Below are 19,426 nucleotides of genomic sequence, written 5' to 3'. Positions count from 1 at the left end.
CTCCGAAACCACCGCCGCCGAAGCCGCCGAAGCCGCCTCCGAAGCCGCCGCCGCCCCAACCACCGCCACCGCCGCCGACCGAGCGGCCCGGCGAGATGCCCGACAGCAGGCCCAGCACCAGCCCGATGGCGCCGGTCAGCGCGCCGACGAACAGCGACAGGCTCAGCAACAGGCCCACGCCGCCGCCGGCGAGCGCCGCCAGCACGCCGCGCAGCAGCCGCGGCGCGCGCGCGAACAGCAGTTGCGCGACGAAGGCGGCGAACAGCCCGGCGAAGAAACCCAACGGCAGCTTGCCGCCGGAGCGCCCTTCGGCCGCATGCGTGCTCACCGGCGGCGGCAACTGTTCGCCGTCGATCAGCTTGACCAGCATCGCGGTGGCCTCGGCGATGCCGCCGGCGTAGTCGCCGGCGCGGAAACGCGGCGCCAGGTACTCCTGGATGATGCGGTTGGCGGTGGCGTCGGGAATCGCGCCTTCCAGGCCATAGCCAGGCTGGATGCGCACGCGCCGGTCGTCCTTGGCCACCACCAGCAGCACCCCGTCGTCCACGCCCTTGCGGCCGATCTGCCACTGGTCGAACACGCGCTGGGTGTACTGCTCGATCGTCTCCGGCGCGGTGGTCGCGACCACCAGCACCTGCAGCTGGCTGCCCTTGCGCTGCTGCAGTTGCACCGCCTGCTGCTCCAGCGCGAGGCGCTGGGTCGGCTGCAGGGTGCCGGTGGTATCGACCACCGGCGTGTCCAGCGGCGGGATCGGCGCCTCGCCGGTCGCCTGCGCCCAGGCCAGCAGCGGCAACAGCGCCAGCAGCAGCATCCCGAGCCAGGCATGCCGGCCGCGGCGCGCGGGGCGGTGGCGGGTGGTGGTATCGCGCATTGCGGACTCCTGCCGACGCAATCGCGCGGCGGCATCGAAGGGTGGACACCACAACGGTGGCGTGGCCCGGGAAGCGGCCGGTGGGCTCACGCCGCCGGCCCGGCTGCACACACCGGCTGCACGCCGCAGCGCGGGCCGGCGCGACGCGGCGCCATCGTCGGCACCGCCACGCGCTGCAGTGCGCTTACTGCGCCGGTGCCGGCTGCGGCTGCGGCTGCGGCTGCGGCTGCGGCTGCGGCGCAGTCTGCGCCGGCTGGCCGCCGAAGTTCACCGCCGGCGCCTCGGAGATCTGCGCCTCGTTGGCCACGCTGAAGTTCGGCTTTTCCTTGTAGCCGAAGATCTTCGAGGTGATCACCTGCGGGAACGAGCGGATGTAGGTGTTGTAGTCCTGCACCGCCTGGATGTAGCGGCCGCGGGCCACGGTGATGCGGTTCTCGGTGCCTTCCAGCTGCGCCTGCAGATCGCGGAACGACTGGTCGGACTTGAGGTTGGGGTAGTTCTCGGTGACCACCAGCAGCCGCGACAGGGCGCTGGACAGCTGGCCCTGCGCCTGCTGGAACTGCTGCAGCGAGGCCGCATCGTCGGCGTTGACCTGGACCTGGCCGACCCGCGCGCGCGCATTGGTGACGTCGGTCAGCACCTGGCGCTCCTGGTCGGCATAGCCCTTGACCGTGTTGACCAGGTTCGGGATCAGGTCGGCACGGCGCTTGTACTGGTTCAGCACCTCGGACCAGCCGGCCTTGACCGCCTCGTCCTTCTGCTGGATCGCGTTGTAACCGCAACCGGACAACAGCGCCACCACGGCGGCGAGGAACAACGAGCGGGACAACAGGCGCATGGCGCTCTCCGGGGTAAAGACAGGGCGCAGCTTGCCACGCCTCCCGTGAAAACGCAGCCGCGGCGGCGTCAGCCGTTCACCACTGGCCGGCGCCGGGCACGTTGTGCGCGGCGGCGCGGCGGCGCATCAGCAGGTTCAGCCATTCCACCAGCACCGAGAAGCCCATCGCCGCGTAGATGTAGGGCTTGGGCACGTGCACGTCCAGGCCGTCCAGGATCAGCACCACGCCGATCATCAGGATGAACGCCAGCGCCAGCATCTTCACCGTCGGGTTGGCGTCGATGAAGCGGCCCAGCGGGTTGGCCGCCAGCAGCATCACCGCCACCGCCAGCAGCACCGCCGCCACCATCACCGGGATGTGCTGGGCCATGCCGACCGCGGTGATCACCGAATCCAGCGAGAACACGATGTCGATCACTGCGATCTGCGCGATCACCATCCAGAACACACCCGAGGCCTTGCTGGTGGTCGGGTCGGCGTCTTCGCCGCCGGTGATCATCTCGCGGATCTCCATCGTGCCCTTCACCAGCAGGAACACGCCGCCGACGATCAGCACCAGGTCGCGCACCGAGATGCCCATGCCGGCGACGCTGAACAGCTCGCCCTGCATCCGCGCCAGGAACGCCAGCGACACCAGCAGCGCGATGCGGGTCAGGCACGCCACCGCGATACCGAACTTGCGCGCGGCCGGGCGTTGCGCCTCCGGCAGCTTGCCCACCGCGATGGAGATGAACACCAGGTTGTCGATGCCCAGCACGATTTCCAACGCGCTCAGCGTCAGCAGCGTCAGCCAGGTGTTGGGATCGGCGAGAAACTCGAAAGCCATGGGGTCGAATCCTTTAACGGTAAAAAAGACAGGCGGACGTCACAGCACGCGCGGCAGCAGGATCAGGCCCCAGCACAGCACGACATTGGCCAGCATCAGCAGCACCGCCGCCGAGCCCATGTCCTTGGCGCGACCGGCCAGTTCGTGGTGTTCCGGGCCATAGCGCTCGATCACCGCCTCGATCGCGGAATTGAGCAGTTCCACCGCCAGCACCAGCAGCAGCGAGCCGATCATCAGCGCCTGCTGCACCGCTCCGTCGCCCAGCCACAGCGCCAGCGGCGCCAGCAGCACGAACAGGCACACTTCCAGCCGGAACGAGGATTCGTGCAGCCAGGCCGCGCGCAGACCCTGGTACGACCAGCGCAGCGCCATCAGCATCCGGCGCGGTCCGCGCGGCAGGTGCCCGAATTGATCGGCCATGGCTCAGGCCCGGCCTGGGGAACGAAGACGCGACGGCGACGGCCGGAAGGGAACGGTCATGGGCGATGGCGAAGCGGGCTAGGCGCCAATTTTGCCACAAGCCCCCGCTCGCCGCTGAGCCGGGCCGCCGCCGGCGGCGGATTTGCCTGCGGCGCGGCGCCTGCGGCACCATCGCCGCTCCGTTGTCGTTAGGAGGTGCTTCATGCCCCGTTCGCCGCTGCGCACCGCGCTGCTCGCCACCTGCCTGTTCCTGCTGGGCCTGCAGTCGGCCCTGGCGCTCACCCTGATGCCCCCGCCGCAGATTCCGCAACAGGTCTCCAGCCCGGACTGGGAACAGGACATGCAGCGCTTCGCCAAAGCCGATGCCGCGCATCCGCCCAAGCCCGGCGGCGTGCTGTTCGTCGGCAGTTCCTCGATCCGCTTCTGGACCTCGCTGGCCAGCGATTTCCCCGGCGTGGACACGCTCAACCGCGGCTTCGGCGGCTCGGAGATCCGCGACAGCACCTGGTATGCCGACCGCATCGTGGTGCCGTACCGACCGCGCCTGGTGGTGTTCTACGCCGGCGACAACGACCTCAACAGCGGCCGCAGCCCGCAGCAGCTGCGCGACGACTTCCTGGCCTTCGTCGCGCGGGTGCGCCGCGACCTGCCCACCACCCGCATCGCCTACATCTCGATCAAGCCGAGCCCGGCGCGCGCGGCGCTGCTGCCGCAGGCGGCCGAAGCCAATGCGCTGATCCGCAAGGCCGCCGCCGGACTGAAGCGGGTGGACTTCATCGACGTGTCCACGCCGATGCTCGGCGCCGACGGGCAACCGCGCGGCGAACTGTTCGGCCCGGACCACCTGCACATGAACGCCGCCGGCTATGCGCTGTGGCGCGACACGGTGCGGCCGTACCTGCAGCGCAAATAGGAAATAGCGCCCGCCCGGCCGCCCGAAGGGCTACCCTTGGCGGGCGTTTTCCGTTATCCCCAGCGTGGAGTTGCACAGGATGCCCAGGGCCCTGGTCATCGAAGACGATGAAGTGACCGCCCGCGACATCGTCGCGGAACTCGGCGCGCATGGCTTCACCGCCGTGTGGATCGCCAACGGCCGCGACGGCCTGCAGCACGCGCTGGCCGACGGCTACGACATCATCACCCTGGACCGCATGCTGCCCGGCATGGACGGCATCGACGTCGTCTCCGAACTGCGCAAGCGCGCGGTGGAAACGCCAGTACTGATGATCAGCGCGCTGTCGGAGGTGGACGAACGCGTGCGCGGCCTGCGCGCCGGCGGCGACGACTACCTGACCAAGCCGTTCTCGCCCGACGAGCTCGCCGCGCGCGCCGAAGTGCTGCTGCGCCGCCGTCGCAATGCGAGCGCCACGCCGGAAACCCGCCTGCGCGTGGCCGACCTCGAACTCGACCTGGTCCGCCACAACGCATTGCGCAACGGCCAGCCGCTCGCGCTGCTGCCCACCGAATTCCGCCTGCTCGAATTCCTGATGCGCAACGCCGGCCAGGTGGTGACCCGGCAGATGATCTTCGAGCACGTGTGGGGCTTCCATTTCGATCCGGGCACCAACGTGATCGACGTCCATCTCGGCCGCCTGCGGCGCAAGATCGACGGCAACGGCCAGCCGCCGCTCATCCGCACGATGCGCGGCTCGGGGTATGTGCTTGCGCCCGCTGAGTGACGCCTGGCGTTCGGCCACCTCGCGGCTGATCCTCATCTATGGGGCGCTGTTCGCGGTGTGGTGCATCGTGCTGCTCGGCGTGGTGCAGTGGGAGTCCTCGCGCTACCTGTCGAACGTGGTCGACCAGATGCTGGCCGCGCGCATCCATTACCTGGAGAACACCGATCCCAGGCGCCTGGCCGACACCGTGGCCGCGGCCAGCGCCATCGATATCCAGGGCTTCATGTGGGTGGGCCTGTTCGACGCGCAGGGGCGCCGCATCGCCGGCAACATCAACGCGGTGCCCAAGGGCATGGCCGAGGACGGGACGGTCAGCCCCATCGAGGCCAGCCTGATCGACGCCGGGCACGGCAGCCAGACCCGCGCGCGCGGCATCGCCCGGCAGCTGCCGGACGGCCGGCGCCTGGTGGTGGCCAAGGAAAGCACCGTCATCGACGGGCTCAGCGGGATCATCTGCCGCGGACTGCTGTGGGGACTGTCGTTGACCCTGCTGCCCGGCGTGCTCGGCGGCATCCTCATCGCGCGCGGCCCCGCGCGGCGCATCCGCGCCATCCAGCACGCCATGGACCCCATCCGCCAGGGCGACCTCAGCGTGCGCCTGCCGGTGTCGCGCGGCGGCGACGAGGTGGACCTGCTCGCGGCCACCGTGAACCAGACGCTCGGCGAGATCGAGCGCCTGCTCGGCGAAGTGAAGGGCGTCACCGACAACATCGCCCACGACCTGCGCACCCCGCTCACGCGCATGCGCACGCGCCTTTACCGCCTGCAGCAGCAGTTCGCCGGCCGCCCCGAAGGCGAGCAACTGGACGATTGCGTCGGCGAGATCGACACCGTGCTGACCCGGTTCCGCGCCCTGCTGCGGGTATCGGAGCTGGAAGACCGCCAGCGCAGCGCCTGCTTCGCGACGATGGACCTCGGCGCCCTGCTGAACGATGTCCATGACTTCTACGCACCGCTGGCCGAGGACCGCGGGCAGGCCTTCGAGCTGGCGCTGGAGCCACTGCCGGCCGTGCGCGGCGACCCCCATCTGCTGTTCGAGGCACTGGCCAACCTGGTCGGCAACGCCATCAAATTCACGCCAGACGGGGGAACGATCCGCCTGATCGCATTCACCGACCAGGCCGGCAACGCCCGCATCGACGTCGCCGATACCGGACCCGGCATTCCGCCCGAGGAGCGCGAGGCCGTCTTCCGCCGGTTCTACCGGGGCGACCAGACGCGTGCCAAACCAGGCTGCGGACTGGGGCTGGCGATCGTCAGCGCCATCGTGCGCCTGCATGGCTATGCGCTGCGCGTGGGCGGCGACGCGCGCGGGGCGGTGTTCTCGGTGCTCTGCCCGGCCGCCGCCCCGCCGCCGGAAAGCCGCGCGGCCACCTCCTGCCGCGCGAAACCGGCCAGCCTCGAGGCACTGGGCGAGAGCGTGCCGGATGCACGCCCACTGGCGCCGTGATCGGCGGGCAAGCCCTTCAGCCATCGCGTTTTTTCGACCGCCGCCTGCGCGTCTAAATAAATCTTAACTACGCCCAGGGAAGGTCCGGGAGCAGAATCCGCCGCGACGCAACATTCGCGCACGGAACCCGCCCTCCATGATTGGCATCGTCCGGATCGCCCTGACGCGACCGTATACCTTCATCGTTCTCGCCCTGCTGATCCTGATCGTGGGACCGCTGGCCGCGTTGCGCACGCCCACGGACATCTTCCCCGACATCAGGATCCCGGTGATCGCCGTGGTCTGGCAGTACAACGGCCTGCCGCCCGAGCAGATGGCCGGGCGCGTGTCCTCGCCGTTCGAGCGCGTGCTCACCACCACGGTGAACGATGTCGAGCACATCGAGGCCAGCTCGATCCAGGGCTTCGGCATCGTCAAGATCTTCTTCCAGCCGGGCGCGGACATCCGCACCGCCAACGCACAGGTCACCGCCGTCGCGCAGACCATGCTGCGGCAGTTGCCGCAGGGCACCACGCCGCCGCTGATCCTCAACTACAACGCGTCCACGGTGCCGATCATCCAGCTGGCATTGTCGGGCGAAGGCCTCACCGAACAGAACCTGGCCGACCTCGGCCTCAACATCATCCGTCCGCAGCTCACCTCGGTGGCCGGCGCGGCGATCCCGTATCCGTTCGGCGGCAAGACCCGCCAGGTGCAGATCGATATCGATCCGCCGGCGCTGCTAGCGCGCGGGCTGTCGGCGCAGGACGTGGCCAACGCCCTCGCCGCGCAGAACCTCATCACCCCGGTGGGGACGCAGAAGATCGGCAGGTACGAATACACGCTGCAATTGAACAACTCGCCGTCCGACATCGAGGAACTGGGCAACCTGCCGGTGAAGGTGGTCGACGGCGCCACGGTGTTCATCCGCGACGTGGCCCACGTCCGCGACGGTGCGCCGCCGCAGAGCAATATCGTGCACGTCGACGGCGATCGTTCGGTGCTGATGACGGTGCTGAAGAACGGTTCGGCGTCGACGCTGGCGATCATCGCCGGGGTCAAGGAGCGGGTCGCGGCGATGAAGGACGCGTTGCCGGCCGACCTCAAGATCGTCCCCATCGGCGACCAGTCGCTGTTCGTGAGCGGCGCCATCGAGGGGGTCGCGCGCGAAGGCGTGATCGCCGCAGCGCTGACCAGCCTGATGATCCTGCTGTTCCTCGGCAGCTGGCGTTCGACGCTGATCATCGCCACCTCGATCCCGCTGGCGATCCTCAGCTCGATCGCCGCGCTGTCGGCGATCGGCGAGACGCTGAACATCATGACGCTGGGCGGTCTGGCCCTGGCGGTCGGCATCCTGGTGGACGATGCCACGGTGACCATCGAGAACATCAACTGGCACCTGGAGCAGGGCAAGGACGTGGAGACGGCGATCCTGGACGGCGCGGCGCAGATCGTGACGCCCGCCTTCGTCTCGCTGCTGTGCATCTGCATCGTGTTCGTGCCGATGTTCTTCCTGCAGGGCGTGGCGCGCTTCCTGTTCGTGCCGATGGCCGAGGCGGTGATGTTCGCGATGATCGCCTCGTTCGTGCTCTCGCGCACGCTGGTGCCGACGCTGGCGAAATACCTGCTGCACCCGCACGCGCCGCATACCGACCTGCACGGCGACGGCCATGGCCAACCGCCTTCGCGCAATCCGCTGCTGCGCTTTCAGCGCGGTTTCGAGAAGCGCTTCGAGGCCCTGCGGGCCAGCTACCACGCATTGCTCGAAACCGCGTTGGTGCGACGCAGGCTGTTCGTGCCCGGTTTCGTGGCCTGCGTGGCGCTGTCGTTCCTGCTGGTGCCGATGCTGGGCCGCAACTTCTTCCCGTCGGTGGATTCCGGCCAGATCCTGATGCACGTGCGTGCGCCGGTCGGCACGCGGGTGGAGGAGACGGCACGCCTGTTCGCCGACGTGACCGGCGCGGTGCGCGCGCTGATTCCGAAGGAGCAGCTCGGCAGCGTCGTCGACAACATCGGCCTGTCGTCGTCGGGCATCAACAACGCCTACAACAACACCGGCACCATCGGCTCGCAGGATGGCGACATCCAGATCGCGCTGAACGAAGGCCACGCGCCCACCGCCGACTACGTGCGCCGATTGCGCCAGACCCTGCCGCGCCAGTTTCCCGGTGTCGTGTTCTCGTTCCCGCCGGCCGACATCATCAGCCAGATCCTGAACTTCGGTTCGCCGGCGCCGGTGGACCTGCAGATCCGTGGCCCGAACCTGGCGGCCAACTTCGGCTACGCCAACCGCCTGCTGCGCGAGATCCGCCGCGTGCCGGGCGTGGTGGACGCGCGCATCCAGCAATCGCAGGCCAGCCCCGGTTTCAACGTGAACGTGGACCGCAGCCTTGCGCAACAGGTCGGCATCACCGAGCGCGACGTCACCAGCAGCCTGGGGGTGAACCTGGCCGGTTCCAGCCAGATCGCGCCGACCTTCTGGCTGAATCCGCAGAACGGCGTGTCGTATCCGATCGTGATGCAGACGCCGCAGTACAGCCTCGACAGCCTGCCGGGCCTGGAGAACGTGCCGATCAGCCCCAGCTCGGGGAGCGGCGGCGCGCAGATCCTCGGCGGCCTGGCGACGGTGTCGCGGACCGCGACCAACGCGGTGGTCAGCCAGTACAACATCAATTCGATGGTGGAGATCTTCGCCGCCACCCAGGACCGCGACCTCGGCGCGGTCGCCGCCGACATCCAGAAGATCGTCGACGCCAACCAGAAGTTCCTGCCCAAGGCGTCCAGCACCGCGTTGCTCGGCCAGGTGCAGACGATGAACAACGCGTTCTCCGGGCTCATCTTCGGCCTGCTCGGCGCGATCGTGCTGATCTACCTGTTGATCGTGGTGAACTTCCAGTCGTGGAGCGATCCGTTCGTGATCGTGACCGCGTTGCCCGCGGCGATCGCCGGCATCGTGTGGATGCTGTTCGCCACGCATACCAGCCTGTCGGTGCCGGCGCTGACCGGCGCCATCATGTGCATGGGCGTGGCCACGGCCAACGCGATCCTGGTGGTGAGCTTCTGCCGCGAGCGCCTGGCCGAGCACGGCGACGCGGCCAAGGCCGCGCTCGAGGGCGGCTTCGTCCGCTTCCGTCCGGTGCTCATGACCGCCCTGGCGATGATCATCGGCATGGCGCCGATGGCGCTGGGCATGGGCGAAGGCGGCGAGCAGAACGCGCCGCTGGGCCGCGCCGTCATCGGCGGCCTGATTTTCGCCACCACGGCCACGCTGTTCTTCGTGCCGATCGTCTTCAGCATGATCCACAGCCGTCGCGCCCATCCGTCTTCCCCCCCGGCGAACGCCTCCGGAGAGTCCCTGCATGTCGCCTGATACCCCGCACACCCGGCCACCGCGCCGCCTCCGCCTGGCCGGCATCATCGCGCTGATCGTGGTCCTGGCCATCGTCGTCGCCGGGGTCGCCACGCGCGCCAACGACGCACGCACGCTGCGCGTGTGGACCGACGACCAGGCCATGCCGACGGTGCAACTGGTGACTCCGGAGGCTGGCCAGGGCGACAGCGCGCTCAACCTCCCGGGCCGCCTGCAGGCGTATGCGCGCGCGCCGATCTACGCCCGCACCAGCGGCTACCTGAAATGGTGGAAGGCCGACATCGGCAGCAAGGTGAAGGCCGGCGACGTGCTCGCCGAGATCGAAACCCCCGACCTGGACCAGCAACTGCTCCAGGCCAGGGCCGACCTGGCCAGCGCCCGCGCCAACGCGGCACTGGCGCAGACCACCGCCAGGCGCTGGCAGGCCATGGGCAATTCCGACTCGGTCTCCAGGCAGGAAGTGGACGAGAAGAGCGGCGACTACGCGGCCAAGCGCGCGCTCGCGCAGGCCGCGCAGGCCAACGTCGAACGCATCCAGGCGCTGAAGGGCTTCGCCAAGCTGGTGGCGCCGTTCGACGGCACCGTCACCGCGCGCGAGACCGATGTCGGCGCGCTGGTCAACGCCGGCGGCGGCGGCCAGGAACTGTTCGTGGTGTCCGACACGCGCAAGCTGCGCATGTACGTGAACGTGCCGCAGAACTACGCGCCGTCGGTGCGCCCGGGCACCAGCGTGACCCTGACGGTGCCGGAGTATCCGGGCCAGACCTTCGCCGGTGTCGTCGACAGGTCGTCGGGGGCGATCAACGCCGCCTCCGGCACCACGCTGGTCCAGGTGGCCGTGGACAACCAGGACGGCAAGCTGCTTTCGGGCGGCTATGCCAGCGTCACCTTCGCGCTTGCCGCCAACGCCACGCTGCTGCGCGTGCCGGCCAGCGCGCTGGTGTTCGACGACAAGGGCCTGCGCGTGGCGGTGGTCGATGCGCACGACAAGGTGGCGTTCAAGACCGTGACCATCGCCCGCGACTTCGGCAAGACCGTGCAGCTCGGCTCGGGCATCGCCGCCGGCGACCGCCTGATCGAGAGCCCGCCCGATGGCCTGGCCGAAGGCGATCGCGTGCGCATCGCTGCGCCCAAGCCGGCAGGCGAACATGCAAAGGTCTGATCGCGCACGCGCACGGCTTGCCGCGACCGCGATGGTGGCGTCGCTGGGCCTGGCGGCCTGCTCGCTGGCGCCTACCTACCAGGCACCCGAGGTGCCGGTGGCGGCGCAGTACAGCGATCCCCATTCGCCGTGGGTGGAAGCGCAGCCGGCCGACCGTCTCGACCGCGACGGCTGGTGGAAGGTCTACGGCGACGACCGGCTCGACCAGTTGCAGGCGCGCCTGCTGGCGAACAACGCCACGCTGGCCGCCGCGCTTGCCCATTACCAGCAGGCCGAGGCGTTCACCCAGCAGGCCCGCGCCGGGTACTTCCCGACCCTGGGCCTCGACGGCAGCGCCGCGCGCAACCGCCAATCGGATACGCGCCCGCTGCGCGGCGCCACTTCGCCGGCCTACTACGACGCGTACACCGTCGGTGCCCAGCTCGACTACGAAGTGGACCTGTGGGGCCGCGTGCGCGACACCGTCGCCGCTGGCGAAGCGCAGCAGGCCGCCTCCGCCGCCGATCTCGCACAGGCGCGCCTGAGCCTGCAGGCGCAGCTCGCCGACAGCTACCTGCAACTCAACGGCTACGACCGCCAGATCCAGGTGTTGAGCGAAAGCATCGACGCGTTCGGCAAGGCCTTGCAGCTCACCCAGTCGCGCCATGCCGGGGGGATCGCCTCGGCCCTGGACGTGGCACGCGCGCAGACGCAGTTGTCCAACGCCAAGTCGCAGCGCACGCAGGCGCAAGCGCAACGCGCGCTGGTGCTGCATGGCATCGCGGCGCTCGTCGGCGATTCCGCGTCCAGCTTCCAGCTCGCGGCCAACACCGTGCGGGTGCCGGTGCCGATAATCCCGCTGCAGGTGCCTTCGACGCTGTTGCAGCGTCGCCCGGACATCGCCGCCGCGGAGCGGCGTACCGCAGCGGCGAACGCCCAGGTGGGCATCGCGCGCGCCGCGTTCTTCCCGCAACTGACCATCGACGGGCAAGGCGGGTGGCAGAGCGATCGCTGGGGCAGCATCGCCACCGCGCCCAACCGGTTCTGGGCCATCGGCCCCAGCCTTCTGCTGAACGTGTTCGATGGTGGTCGCCGCAAGGCAGGCGTGAAAGCGGCGCAGGCCGCGACCGCCGAGGCCGGCGCGAAATACCGCGACGTGGTGCTCACTGCCTTCGCCCAGGTCGAGGACAACCTCAGCTTGCTGCACGACCTGGGCACGGCGTTGACCGATCAGCGCGCGGCGGCCGATGCCGCGCAGCGCTCGGTCGACCTGTCGCTCAATCATTACCGCGAGGGTGCCGTCGGCTACCTCGAGGTGGTGCAGGCGCAGACGGCCGAACTCGATGCGCGGCGCAGCGTCATCGATCTGGAAACCCGGCAGTTGCGGGCCAGCGTCGCCTTGATCCGCGCGCTGGGTGGCGGCTGGGAGGCAGGCGAAAAAACCTGACGTGGCGTCGATCGCGCCCGGAAACATCCTGCCTTGTCGTCGGCGTGGGCCTGCAATGGCGATCGTCCCAGCAAACGCCCCGCCGAACGCGCGTCACGCCAGCGCCGGTCACTTGGCCGGATCGAACCTGACCGTGGCGGTGGTGCCGCCGCCTTCCGTGCTTTCCAGCCCGATCCGCCAGCCGAAGCGCTCGCACAGCCGGCGCACGATCGACAGCCCCAGCCCGGTGCCCTGCGGGCGGTCGGGCTCGGCACGGAAAAACGGCTCGAACGCGCGCTGCAGCGCTTCGTGCGACATGCCGATGCCGGTATCGCGGATGCTGATCCGGTCGCTGCCGATCTCGACCACGATGCTGCCGGCATCGGTATAGCTGCAGGCGTTGCGCAGCAGGTTGCTGACCACCACGTGCAGCACCCGCGGCGGCGCGTGCAGGCGCGTGGCGGCCAGCATGCTGACGCTCAGCGTCACCGGCTTTCCGGTCAACAGCTCGCGCGCGTTCTCTGCCTCGTACTCGACCACGTCGGCGACCTCGAAGGTCTCGCTCTGCGGCACCACGTCCGCCTCGCGCGCCAGGATCAGGAACGCGTCGATCACCGCCTCCATGTCGCGGCCGGCGCGCTGGATGCGCTGCAGGCTGCGGCCCAGCCGCGGCGGCAGGTCGGGATCGGTCATCGCGATGTCGCTGGCGACGCGGATCACGGTCAGCGGCGTGCGCAATTCGTGGCTGGCGTCGCGGGTGAAGTTGCGCTCGCGCGACACGTGGTCGGTGACGCGCAGGGCCAGCGCATGCAGCGCGGCGGCCAGTTGCCGCGATTCGCCCTGCACGTCGGCCGGCAGGTTTTCCGGCGCCAGGTCGGCGGTGGACGGATGCCGCGGGTCCCATTGCGACACGCGCCGCGCCAGCCAGTTCACCGGCGACAGCAGGCGCCGCGAGGCGCGATGGGTCAGCCACCCCACCACCACCACCGCGACCAGGGTCAGCAGCGCCGGCACGATGCCGAACCAGAACGCCAGGCGCTGCGCCTGCGCGCGCAGGAACACCAGGTACAGGCGCCCGGCCTTGGTGTCGTCGACCAGGACCATCTCGCCGCCGGGGCGGTTCTCGTGCAGGCCGGGCTCCAGGCCGCGCAGATTCGCCGGCACCGCCGCATCCGATTGCCCGGCCGGCACCAGGTAGCCGTGCAAGGTGTGGCTGTTCGGCGGCGGCTGCGAGGGAGACTGCGCGTACAGGCGCCAATAGTGCGCGGCTTCCTGCCGCATCACCGACCCCACCAGCGAGTGCTGCACGACCGCCACCACCAGGTAACTGCCCAACGCGACGATGCAGCCAGCGAACAGGATCCGGGCGATCAGGGCAAGGCGGATTTTGCGCGGCAAACCGTGCGGCATTACAGCTTCCGTGTGACGTCGCCGCGATTATAAGAGGGCGAATGGTGAATCCGCCGTGCAAGCAGGCCCCGTTGCCGGGGCCTGCCGCGTAACGAACGCCGGCCTCTCAACGAAAGCCGGCGCCGCTCAGCTCATCGGCTGGGCGATGTCGGCGATGCGGTAGCCGGCGCTCTGCACGGTGTGCAGCAACGGCCGGTCGAACGGCTTGTCGATGATCTTGCGCAGGTTGTACAGATGGCTGCGCAGCGTGTCCGAATCGGGCAGGCCGTTGCCCCAGATCTCGCGCTCGATCTCCTGGCGGGTGACCACGCGCGGCGATTCGCGCATCAGGATGGTCAGCAGGCGCAGGCCGATCGGCGACAGCTGCAGCTCGGTGCCGGCACGGGTCGCCCGCATGCTCACCGGATCCAGCACCAGATCGGCCACCTTCAGCACTTCCGAGCCCACCTGGCGGCGCTCGCGGCGGATCAACGCACGCAGCCGCGCTTCCAGTTCCTGGATCGCGAACGGCTTGGTCAGATAATCGTCGGCGCCGAAGCCCAGGCCGGTGAGCTTGTCGTCGAGCGTGTCGCGCGCGGTCAGCATCAGCACCGGCGTGGACTTGCGCGCGTCGTTGCGCAAACGGCGACACACTTCGATGCCGTCCAGACGCGGCAGCATCAGGTCCAGCACCACCACGTCGTAGCTGTTCTCCGCCGCCAGGCGATAGCCGTCCAGGCCATCGCAGGCGTAATCCACTTCGAATCCGCGGCCTTCCAGGTATTCGCCGATCATTTCGGAGATGTTGCGGTTGTCCTCGACGACCAGAACGAGTCCGGAGGTTTCCTTGGTCTGACGCATAGAGCTTCCTCAGTCTTCAGCTTTGTGAAACATGCCGGAAACCCGGTGGTGACCGCGTGAAGACCGCTTCATATGCCTGACCGGCGCAAGAATCACCCGCCGATCAAGGGTTTGAGCTTGGGCCACACATTGTCCAGCACCTTCGGCTGGCCGGCGGCGGTGGGATGCAGGCCGTCGTCCTGCATCAGCGCCGGGTTCAGCGCCACGCCTTCCAGCAGGAACGGCAGCAACCCGGTCTGGTACTGTTTGGCCAGGTCGGCGTAGACCGCACGCAACCGCTGCCGGTAGGCCGGCCCGTAGTTCGGCGGCACGTCGATCCCCAGCAACAAGACCTTCGCGCCGGCGTTACGGCTGAGCACGATCATCTTCTCCAGATTGCCGCGCAGCTCCGCCGGGGTCAGCCCGCGCAGCGCGTCGTTGCCGCCGAGTTCGATCACCACCACCGCCGGCCGGTGCTTCTGCAGCAGCGCCGGCAGCCGGGTCAGCGCGCCGGAAGAGGTCTCGCCGCTGATGCTGGCATTGACTACGGCCGGTGGCGCCTGCATCTGTTGTTGCAGGCGGCGCTCCAGCAGCGCCACCCAGCCGGACTGGACCGGGATGTTGTGCGCAGCGCTGAGGCTGTCGCCGACCACCAGCACCGGCCCCGTCGCACCTTTGGCACAGGCGATGGCGGGCAGCAGCAGACACCATGCCAGACAGGCCAGGAGCCAGGCGCTGCGCGTCCAGGCAGGCGTTCCTTTCGTATCGTTGCCACGCATCCGGAGATTTCCTCATCGACAGTCTGGCCCCCACTCCCCGCACCGGCATCGCGATCGACGTGCGCGATGTCGGCAAATCCGTCAGCGGACCGGAGGGCACGGTCCACATTCTCGACAACGTCGGATTGACCATCGGTGAAGGCGACAGCGTCGCCATCGTCGGCGCTTCCGGTTCCGGCAAGACTACCCTGCTCGGCCTGCTCGCCGGCCTGGACCTGCCGACGCGCGGCGAGATCGTGCTCGCCGGGCAGTCGCTCAACACGCTGGACGAGGAAGCGCGCGCCGCGCTGCGCGCGCGCGAGGTCGGCTTCGTGTTCCAGAGCTTCCACCTGCTGCCGTCGCTGACCGCCGCCGAAAACATCGCATTGCCGCTGGAACTGGCCGGGCGCGAGGACCCGGCGCGGGTGCGCGAGGTGCTGGAGGCGGTCGGCCTGACCGCGCGGGCGCGGCACTACCCGCGGCAGCTGTCCGGCGGCGAGCAGCAGCGCGTGGCGCTGGCGCGCGCGTTCGTGGCGCGGCCGAGGATCCTGTTCGCCGACGAACCCACCGGCAGCCTCGACCAGGCCACCGGCCAGCAGATCAGCGACCTGCTGTTCGCGCTCAACGCCGGCAGCGACACCACCCTGGTCCTGGTCACCCACGACCTGCGCCTGGCGCAACGTTGCGAACACCGCTACCGGCTCGACCGCGGGCGCCTGCGCCAGGCCGAAGCGGTGGCCGACGCATGAACGTGCTGCGCCACGCCGCACGCGCGCTGCGCCGCGAGCTGTTCGCCGGCGACCTGCTGACCGTGTTCGCCGCGCTGGTATTGGGCGTGGCGGTGATGACCGCGGTCGGCACCCTGGTCGATCGCGTCACCCTGGCGCTGACCGGCAGCGCCGCCGAGGTGATCGGCGGCGACCTCGGCGTGACCGGGCGCCAGGACATCCCCGCCGCGTTCGCCGAACAGGCGCAGCGCCGCGGCGTGCGCCACACGCGCCTGGTCAGCTTTCCCAGCGTGCTGTTCCATGGCGATGCCAGCCAGATGGCCAACATCAAGGCGGTCGACGTCGGCTATCCGTTGCGTGGCGAGTTGCTGGTCGCACGCGACACCGCCGGCGCCGGCAGCGAGCGCGCCGGCCCGCCGCCGCGCGGCCAGGCCTACGCCGATCCGCGCCTGCTCGAAGCGCTGGGGCTGAAGCTCGGCGACGACCTGGAATTCGGTGCCGGCACGCTGCGCGTGACCCGGGTGCTGCGCGCCGAGCCGGACGCTTCCGGCGAACTGATGCAGCTGTCGCCGCCGCTGCTGGTCAACCGCGCCGACGTCGATGCCGCCGGCCTGCTCGGCCCCGGCAGCCGCGCCTCCTACCGGCTGATGTTCGCCGGCGCGCCGGGCGAGATCGCCGCGTTGCGCGAATGGCTGCAGCCGCGCGCCAAGGCGTTCCGCCTGGTCGGCATCGAGGACACCCAGCGCGGGGTGCGCGGCGCGTTCGACCGCGCCGGCCGCTTCCTCGCCCTGACCGCGTTGCTGGCGGTGCTGCTGGCCGGCGTCGCCACCGCGCTGGCGGCCAACCGCTTCGCGCTGCGCCGCATCGACAGCGTGGCGGTGCTGCGCTGCCTGGGCGCGCGCCAGCGCGACATCCTCGGCGCGCTGGCGCTGCAGTTGCTGCTGCTGGCGATTCCCGCCTGCGCGCTCGGCGTGGGCCTGGGCATGCTGGCGCAGATCGGCCTGGTCGAAGCGCTGGGCAGCCTGATCCCGAACCGGCTGCCGCTGCCGCAGGCGACCCCGGCGCTGGCCGGCGCCGGCATAGGCCTGTTGCTGCTGCTCGGCTTCGGCCTGCCGCCGCTGTTGCGGCTGCGCAACGTGCCGCCGATGCGCGTGCTCAACCGCAGCTTCGCCGCGCTGCCGCCGACCTCGCTGCTGGTCTACGCCGCCGCGCTGGTCGCCACCGTGGTGCTGGCGGTGTACGCCACCGGCGATGGCGTGCTCGCGGCCTGGGTGCTGGGCGGGCTGACCCTGCTGGCCGCGCTCGCCGCAGCGGTCGGCGGCCTGTTGCTGGCCCTGCTGCGGCGGCTGCAGTCGCGCCTGCGCGGGCCGTGGAAGCTGGGCCTGGCGGCGCTGACCCGGCGCCGCGCGCTGAGCGTGGTGCAGCTGGTCGGGCTGTCGCTGTCGCTGTGCGCGCTGCTGCTGCTGGCGGTGATCGGCCCGGGCCTGCTCGGCCAATGGCGCGACCGGCTGCCGGCGGACACGCCGAACTACTTCCTGATGAACATCCAGCCCGACCAGGCCGAGCACGTGCTCGGCACGCTGCGCGGGCTGGGCGTGACGGACGCGGCGGTGGAGCCGTTCAGCACCGGCAAGCTGGTGGCGATCAACGGCAAGCCGCCGCAGCGCCAGGAGCAAGGCCCGGAGGACGATGGCGATGGCGCCGATCGCCCGATCAACTTCTCCTGGCGGCACGCATTCCCCGCCGCCAACCGCCTGCTATCGGGCCGTTTCTGGGCCGCCGACAGCACCGCGGCGGAAGCGTCGGTGGAGGAAGCCTGGGCGCAGCGCTACGGCCTCAAGCTCGGCGACCGCATCACCCTGCTGCTCGGCGAGCAGCAGCGCAGCTTCACCGTCACCAGTGTGCGCAAGGCCGACTGGGATTCGTTCCGGGTCAATTTCTTCCTGTTGCTCAACGCCGGCGCGGTGCAGGACGCGCCGTACAACCTGATCTCCGCGTTCCACCTGCCGCGCGGTTCCGCGGCGCAGTTGAGCGGCCTCAGCCGCACCTATCCGAACGTGTCGCTGCTGGACATCGACGCGATCCTGGGGCGGGTGCGCGAGGTGATCGACCAGGTGGCGCAGGCGGTGCAGCTGGTGATGGGCTTCAGCCTGCTGGCCGGCGTGCTGGTGTTGCTGGCGGCGCTGCAGGCCACCGCCGGCGAGCGCCGCTACGACAGTGCGGTGTTGCGCACGCTGGGCGCGCGCCGTGGCCAGTTGCGCGGCGCGGTGCTGGTGGAATTCGGCGCGCTCGGCCTGCTGGCGGCGATCCTGGCGGTCGGCGCGGCGGCGGGGATCGGCGTGGTGGTGGCGAAACAGGCGTTCCAGCTGACGCTGTCGCCGCCGTGGCCGGCGCTGCTGCTGGGCGGGGTCGGCGGCGTGCTGCTGAGCCTGCTCGCCGGCTGGTCGGGCACGCGCCGCATCCTGCGCACGCCGCCGGCGTTGGCGCTGCGCGAGAACTGAGCGCAGCGCGGCCCGGCATGCGTGTGCGTGGCGAGGCCGCAGGCGTCGGCTAACGCACGCTCGCGACCGGCAGCAGCGATGTGCACCGCCGATGGAGATCGGCGGTGCACTACGAATCTCCAATCCCCAATCCCCAATCCCGCGCAAGCAACATATGCCGGTTGCGTATAAGCACCATCCGAATCGTTGCTTCAGCGCACGCCTGACCCTGCCTACAGTGCAATCGATGCCGCGTGCCGTGCGCGCGGCGCTGCATCCTTCGCAGACGAGGTCAGACGATGGCACGCGCCTCCACCGCAACACGGCCTGCCCCCGCGACATCGGCAGTCCGCATCGAACCGTTCGCTGCGCCGCTGGGCGCGCAGGTGCTGGGTCTGGACCTGTCGCAACCGCTGGACGCGGCCACGTTCGCGCTGCTGCATCGCGCGCATCTGCACTATCACGTGCTGGTGTTCCGCGATCAGCGCATCACCCCGGCGCAGCAAGTGGCCTTCAGTCGCCGCTTCGGCCCGTTGCAGATCCATGTGCTGCGCCAGTTCCAGCTGCGCGAGCAGCCGGAGGTGCTGGTGGTGTCCAACATCAAGGAGAACGGCCAGCCGATCGGGCTGGGCGACGCCGGGCACTACTGGCACTCGGACCTGTCGTACAAGCCGACCCCGAGCCTGGGCTCGATGCTGCTGGCGCAGGAGCTGCCGGCCGAGGGCGGCGACACCCTGTTCGCCAACCAGCACCTGGCCTGGGACACGCTGCCGCCGGAACTGCAGCGCGCGGTCGACGGCCGCCTGGCCGAGCACAGCTACCTGGCCAAGTACGAAGCGCTGCGTGCGCGCAATCCGTGGCGGCCGGCGCTGACCCAGGCGCAGATCGACGAGGTGGCGCCGGTGCGCCATCCGATCGTGCGCACCCATCCGGAAACCGGGCGCCGCGCGCTGTTCGTCAGCGAACACTTCACCACCCGCATCGTCGGCCTGCCGCAGGACGAAAGCGATGCGCTGCTGCAGGCCCTGTTCGCCCATAGCAGCGCCGATCCGCTGGTCTACCGGCATCGCTGGCAGGCGCACGACATGGTGTTCTGGGACAACCGCGCGGTCACCCACCTGGCCGGCGGCACCCCGGACCATCTGCGCCGGCGCCTGCACCGCACCACCATCGAAGGCGACGTGCCGTTCTAGCCCGGCAACAGCTCATTGCCCCGCCACTCCGCCCTTCC

General features: G+C 69.9%; 16 protein-coding genes. 9 read left to right on the top strand and 7 right to left on the bottom strand.

The features are described 5' to 3' along the window. From H9658_RS12225 to H9658_RS12210, 4 genes are all read right to left on the bottom strand, one after another. Positions 1–871 (bottom strand): TPM domain-containing protein (locus H9658_RS12225; RefSeq protein ID WP_191825533.1); only part of this gene is annotated, 871 nt, incomplete at its 3' end. A 184-nt stretch (positions 872–1,055) separates the two neighbouring features. Then, positions 1,056–1,709 carry a LemA family protein gene (locus tag H9658_RS12220; RefSeq protein WP_191825532.1) on the bottom strand — a complete coding sequence of 218 codons (654 nt, stop codon included), beginning with the start codon at positions 1,707–1,709 and terminating at the stop codon, positions 1,056–1,058. A gap of 76 nt (positions 1,710–1,785) precedes the next feature. Beyond that, entirely contained in the window at positions 1,786–2,535 is a 750-nt protein-coding gene (locus H9658_RS12215; RefSeq protein ID WP_179568283.1) for a TerC family protein, read from the bottom strand. A gap of 39 nt (positions 2,536–2,574) precedes the next feature. Further along, complete coding sequence (locus tag H9658_RS12210; RefSeq protein ID WP_179568285.1) at positions 2,575–2,955, bottom strand: diacylglycerol kinase; 381 nt, start codon at positions 2,953–2,955, stop codon at positions 2,575–2,577. A 202-nt stretch (positions 2,956–3,157) separates the two neighbouring features. Here H9658_RS12210 and H9658_RS12205 point away from each other — a divergent pair, with 202 nt between their 5' ends. The 6 genes from H9658_RS12205 (at position 3,158) to H9658_RS12180 (ending at position 12,021) form a co-directional block, all read left to right on the top strand. Then, complete coding sequence (locus H9658_RS12205; RefSeq protein WP_191825531.1) at positions 3,158–3,868, top strand: SGNH/GDSL hydrolase family protein; 711 nt, start codon at positions 3,158–3,160, stop codon at positions 3,866–3,868. A gap of 79 nt (positions 3,869–3,947) precedes the next feature. Then, complete coding sequence (locus H9658_RS12200; protein ID WP_179568289.1) at positions 3,948–4,634, top strand: response regulator transcription factor; 687 nt, start codon at positions 3,948–3,950, stop codon at positions 4,632–4,634. Then, on the top strand, positions 4,612–6,084 hold the full coding sequence (locus H9658_RS12195) for a sensor histidine kinase (protein WP_191825530.1): 1,473 nt from the start codon (positions 4,612–4,614) through the stop codon (positions 6,082–6,084). Before H9658_RS12200 ends, H9658_RS12195 begins: the two co-directional genes overlap by 23 nt. 136 nt (positions 6,085–6,220) lie before the next feature. Next, on the top strand, positions 6,221–9,433 hold the full coding sequence (locus H9658_RS12190; RefSeq protein ID WP_191825529.1) for an efflux RND transporter permease subunit: 3,213 nt from the start codon (positions 6,221–6,223) through the stop codon (positions 9,431–9,433). Continuing rightward, complete coding sequence (locus H9658_RS12185; RefSeq protein WP_191825528.1) at positions 9,423–10,595, top strand: efflux RND transporter periplasmic adaptor subunit; 1,173 nt, start codon at positions 9,423–9,425, stop codon at positions 10,593–10,595. The genes H9658_RS12190 and H9658_RS12185 overlap by 11 nt, the downstream gene beginning before the upstream one ends. Then, on the top strand, positions 10,582–12,021 hold the full coding sequence (locus H9658_RS12180) for an efflux transporter outer membrane subunit (protein ID WP_191825527.1): 1,440 nt from the start codon (positions 10,582–10,584) through the stop codon (positions 12,019–12,021). Before H9658_RS12185 ends, H9658_RS12180 begins: the two co-directional genes overlap by 14 nt. A gap of 108 nt (positions 12,022–12,129) precedes the next feature. Here H9658_RS12180 and H9658_RS12175 read toward each other — a convergent pair whose 3' ends face one another. From H9658_RS12175 to H9658_RS12165, 3 genes are all read right to left on the bottom strand, one after another. Then, entirely contained in the window at positions 12,130–13,410 is a 1,281-nt protein-coding gene (locus tag H9658_RS12175) for a sensor histidine kinase (protein ID WP_191825526.1), read from the bottom strand. A 126-nt stretch (positions 13,411–13,536) separates the two neighbouring features. Beyond that, positions 13,537–14,250, bottom strand: coding sequence for a response regulator transcription factor (locus tag H9658_RS12170; protein ID WP_003481607.1), 714 nt, complete (start codon positions 14,248–14,250; stop codon positions 13,537–13,539). A 92-nt stretch (positions 14,251–14,342) separates the two neighbouring features. After that, entirely contained in the window at positions 14,343–15,008 is a 666-nt protein-coding gene (locus tag H9658_RS12165) for an arylesterase (protein ID WP_185813826.1), read from the bottom strand. Positions 15,009–15,133: 125 nt separating this feature from the next. On the opposite strand from H9658_RS12165, the gene H9658_RS12160 reads away from it, so the two are divergent. From H9658_RS12160 to H9658_RS12150, 3 genes are all read left to right on the top strand, one after another. Further along, positions 15,134–15,736, top strand: a complete 603-nt coding sequence (locus H9658_RS12160; protein ID WP_191825525.1) for an ABC transporter ATP-binding protein — start codon at positions 15,134–15,136, stop codon at positions 15,734–15,736. Further along, positions 15,733–18,216 (top strand): ABC transporter permease, encoded by a 2,484-nt coding sequence (locus tag H9658_RS12155; protein ID WP_191825524.1) that lies wholly within the window; start codon positions 15,733–15,735, stop codon positions 18,214–18,216. Before H9658_RS12160 ends, H9658_RS12155 begins: the two co-directional genes overlap by 4 nt. A 278-nt stretch (positions 18,217–18,494) precedes the next feature. Further along, positions 18,495–19,388, top strand: a complete 894-nt coding sequence (locus H9658_RS12150; RefSeq protein ID WP_191825523.1) for a TauD/TfdA dioxygenase family protein — start codon at positions 18,495–18,497, stop codon at positions 19,386–19,388. The last annotated feature ends 38 nt before the right edge of the window (positions 19,389–19,426 follow it).

It is taken from the genome of Xanthomonas bonasiae (genome assembly GCF_014836395.1).
GTDB lineage: Bacteria > Pseudomonadota > Gammaproteobacteria > Xanthomonadales > Xanthomonadaceae > Xanthomonas_A > Xanthomonas_A bonasiae.
The sequence above is the reverse complement of the archived record's forward strand: the minus strand, read 5'-3'. Positions and strand labels throughout refer to the sequence as shown.

Excerpts from the sequence above, each read along its gene's own strand:
- H9658_RS12220 (WP_191825532.1), bottom strand. The coding sequence starts at position 1,709 with ATGCGCCTGTTGTCCCGCTCGTTGTTCCTCGCCGCCGTGGTGGCGCTG.
- H9658_RS12215 (WP_179568283.1), bottom strand. The coding sequence starts at position 2,535 with ATGGCTTTCGAGTTTCTCGCCGATCCCAACACCTGGCTGACGCTGCTG.
- H9658_RS12210 (WP_179568285.1), bottom strand. The coding sequence starts at position 2,955 with ATGGCCGATCAATTCGGGCACCTGCCGCGCGGACCGCGCCGGATGCTG.
- H9658_RS12205 (WP_191825531.1), top strand. The coding sequence starts at position 3,158 with ATGCCCCGTTCGCCGCTGCGCACCGCGCTGCTCGCCACCTGCCTGTTC.
- H9658_RS12200 (WP_179568289.1), top strand. The coding sequence starts at position 3,948 with ATGCCCAGGGCCCTGGTCATCGAAGACGATGAAGTGACCGCCCGCGAC.
- H9658_RS12195 (WP_191825530.1), top strand. The coding sequence starts at position 4,612 with ATGTGCTTGCGCCCGCTGAGTGACGCCTGGCGTTCGGCCACCTCGCGG.
- H9658_RS12190 (WP_191825529.1), top strand. The coding sequence starts at position 6,221 with ATGATTGGCATCGTCCGGATCGCCCTGACGCGACCGTATACCTTCATC.
- H9658_RS12185 (WP_191825528.1), top strand. The coding sequence starts at position 9,423 with ATGTCGCCTGATACCCCGCACACCCGGCCACCGCGCCGCCTCCGCCTG.
- H9658_RS12180 (WP_191825527.1), top strand. The coding sequence starts at position 10,582 with ATGCAAAGGTCTGATCGCGCACGCGCACGGCTTGCCGCGACCGCGATG.
- H9658_RS12175 (WP_191825526.1), bottom strand. The coding sequence starts at position 13,410 with ATGCCGCACGGTTTGCCGCGCAAAATCCGCCTTGCCCTGATCGCCCGG.
- H9658_RS12170 (WP_003481607.1), bottom strand. The coding sequence starts at position 14,250 with ATGCGTCAGACCAAGGAAACCTCCGGACTCGTTCTGGTCGTCGAGGAC.
- H9658_RS12165 (WP_185813826.1), bottom strand. The coding sequence starts at position 15,008 with ATGCGTGGCAACGATACGAAAGGAACGCCTGCCTGGACGCGCAGCGCC.
- H9658_RS12155 (WP_191825524.1), top strand. The coding sequence starts at position 15,733 with ATGAACGTGCTGCGCCACGCCGCACGCGCGCTGCGCCGCGAGCTGTTC.
- H9658_RS12150 (WP_191825523.1), top strand. The coding sequence starts at position 18,495 with ATGGCACGCGCCTCCACCGCAACACGGCCTGCCCCCGCGACATCGGCA.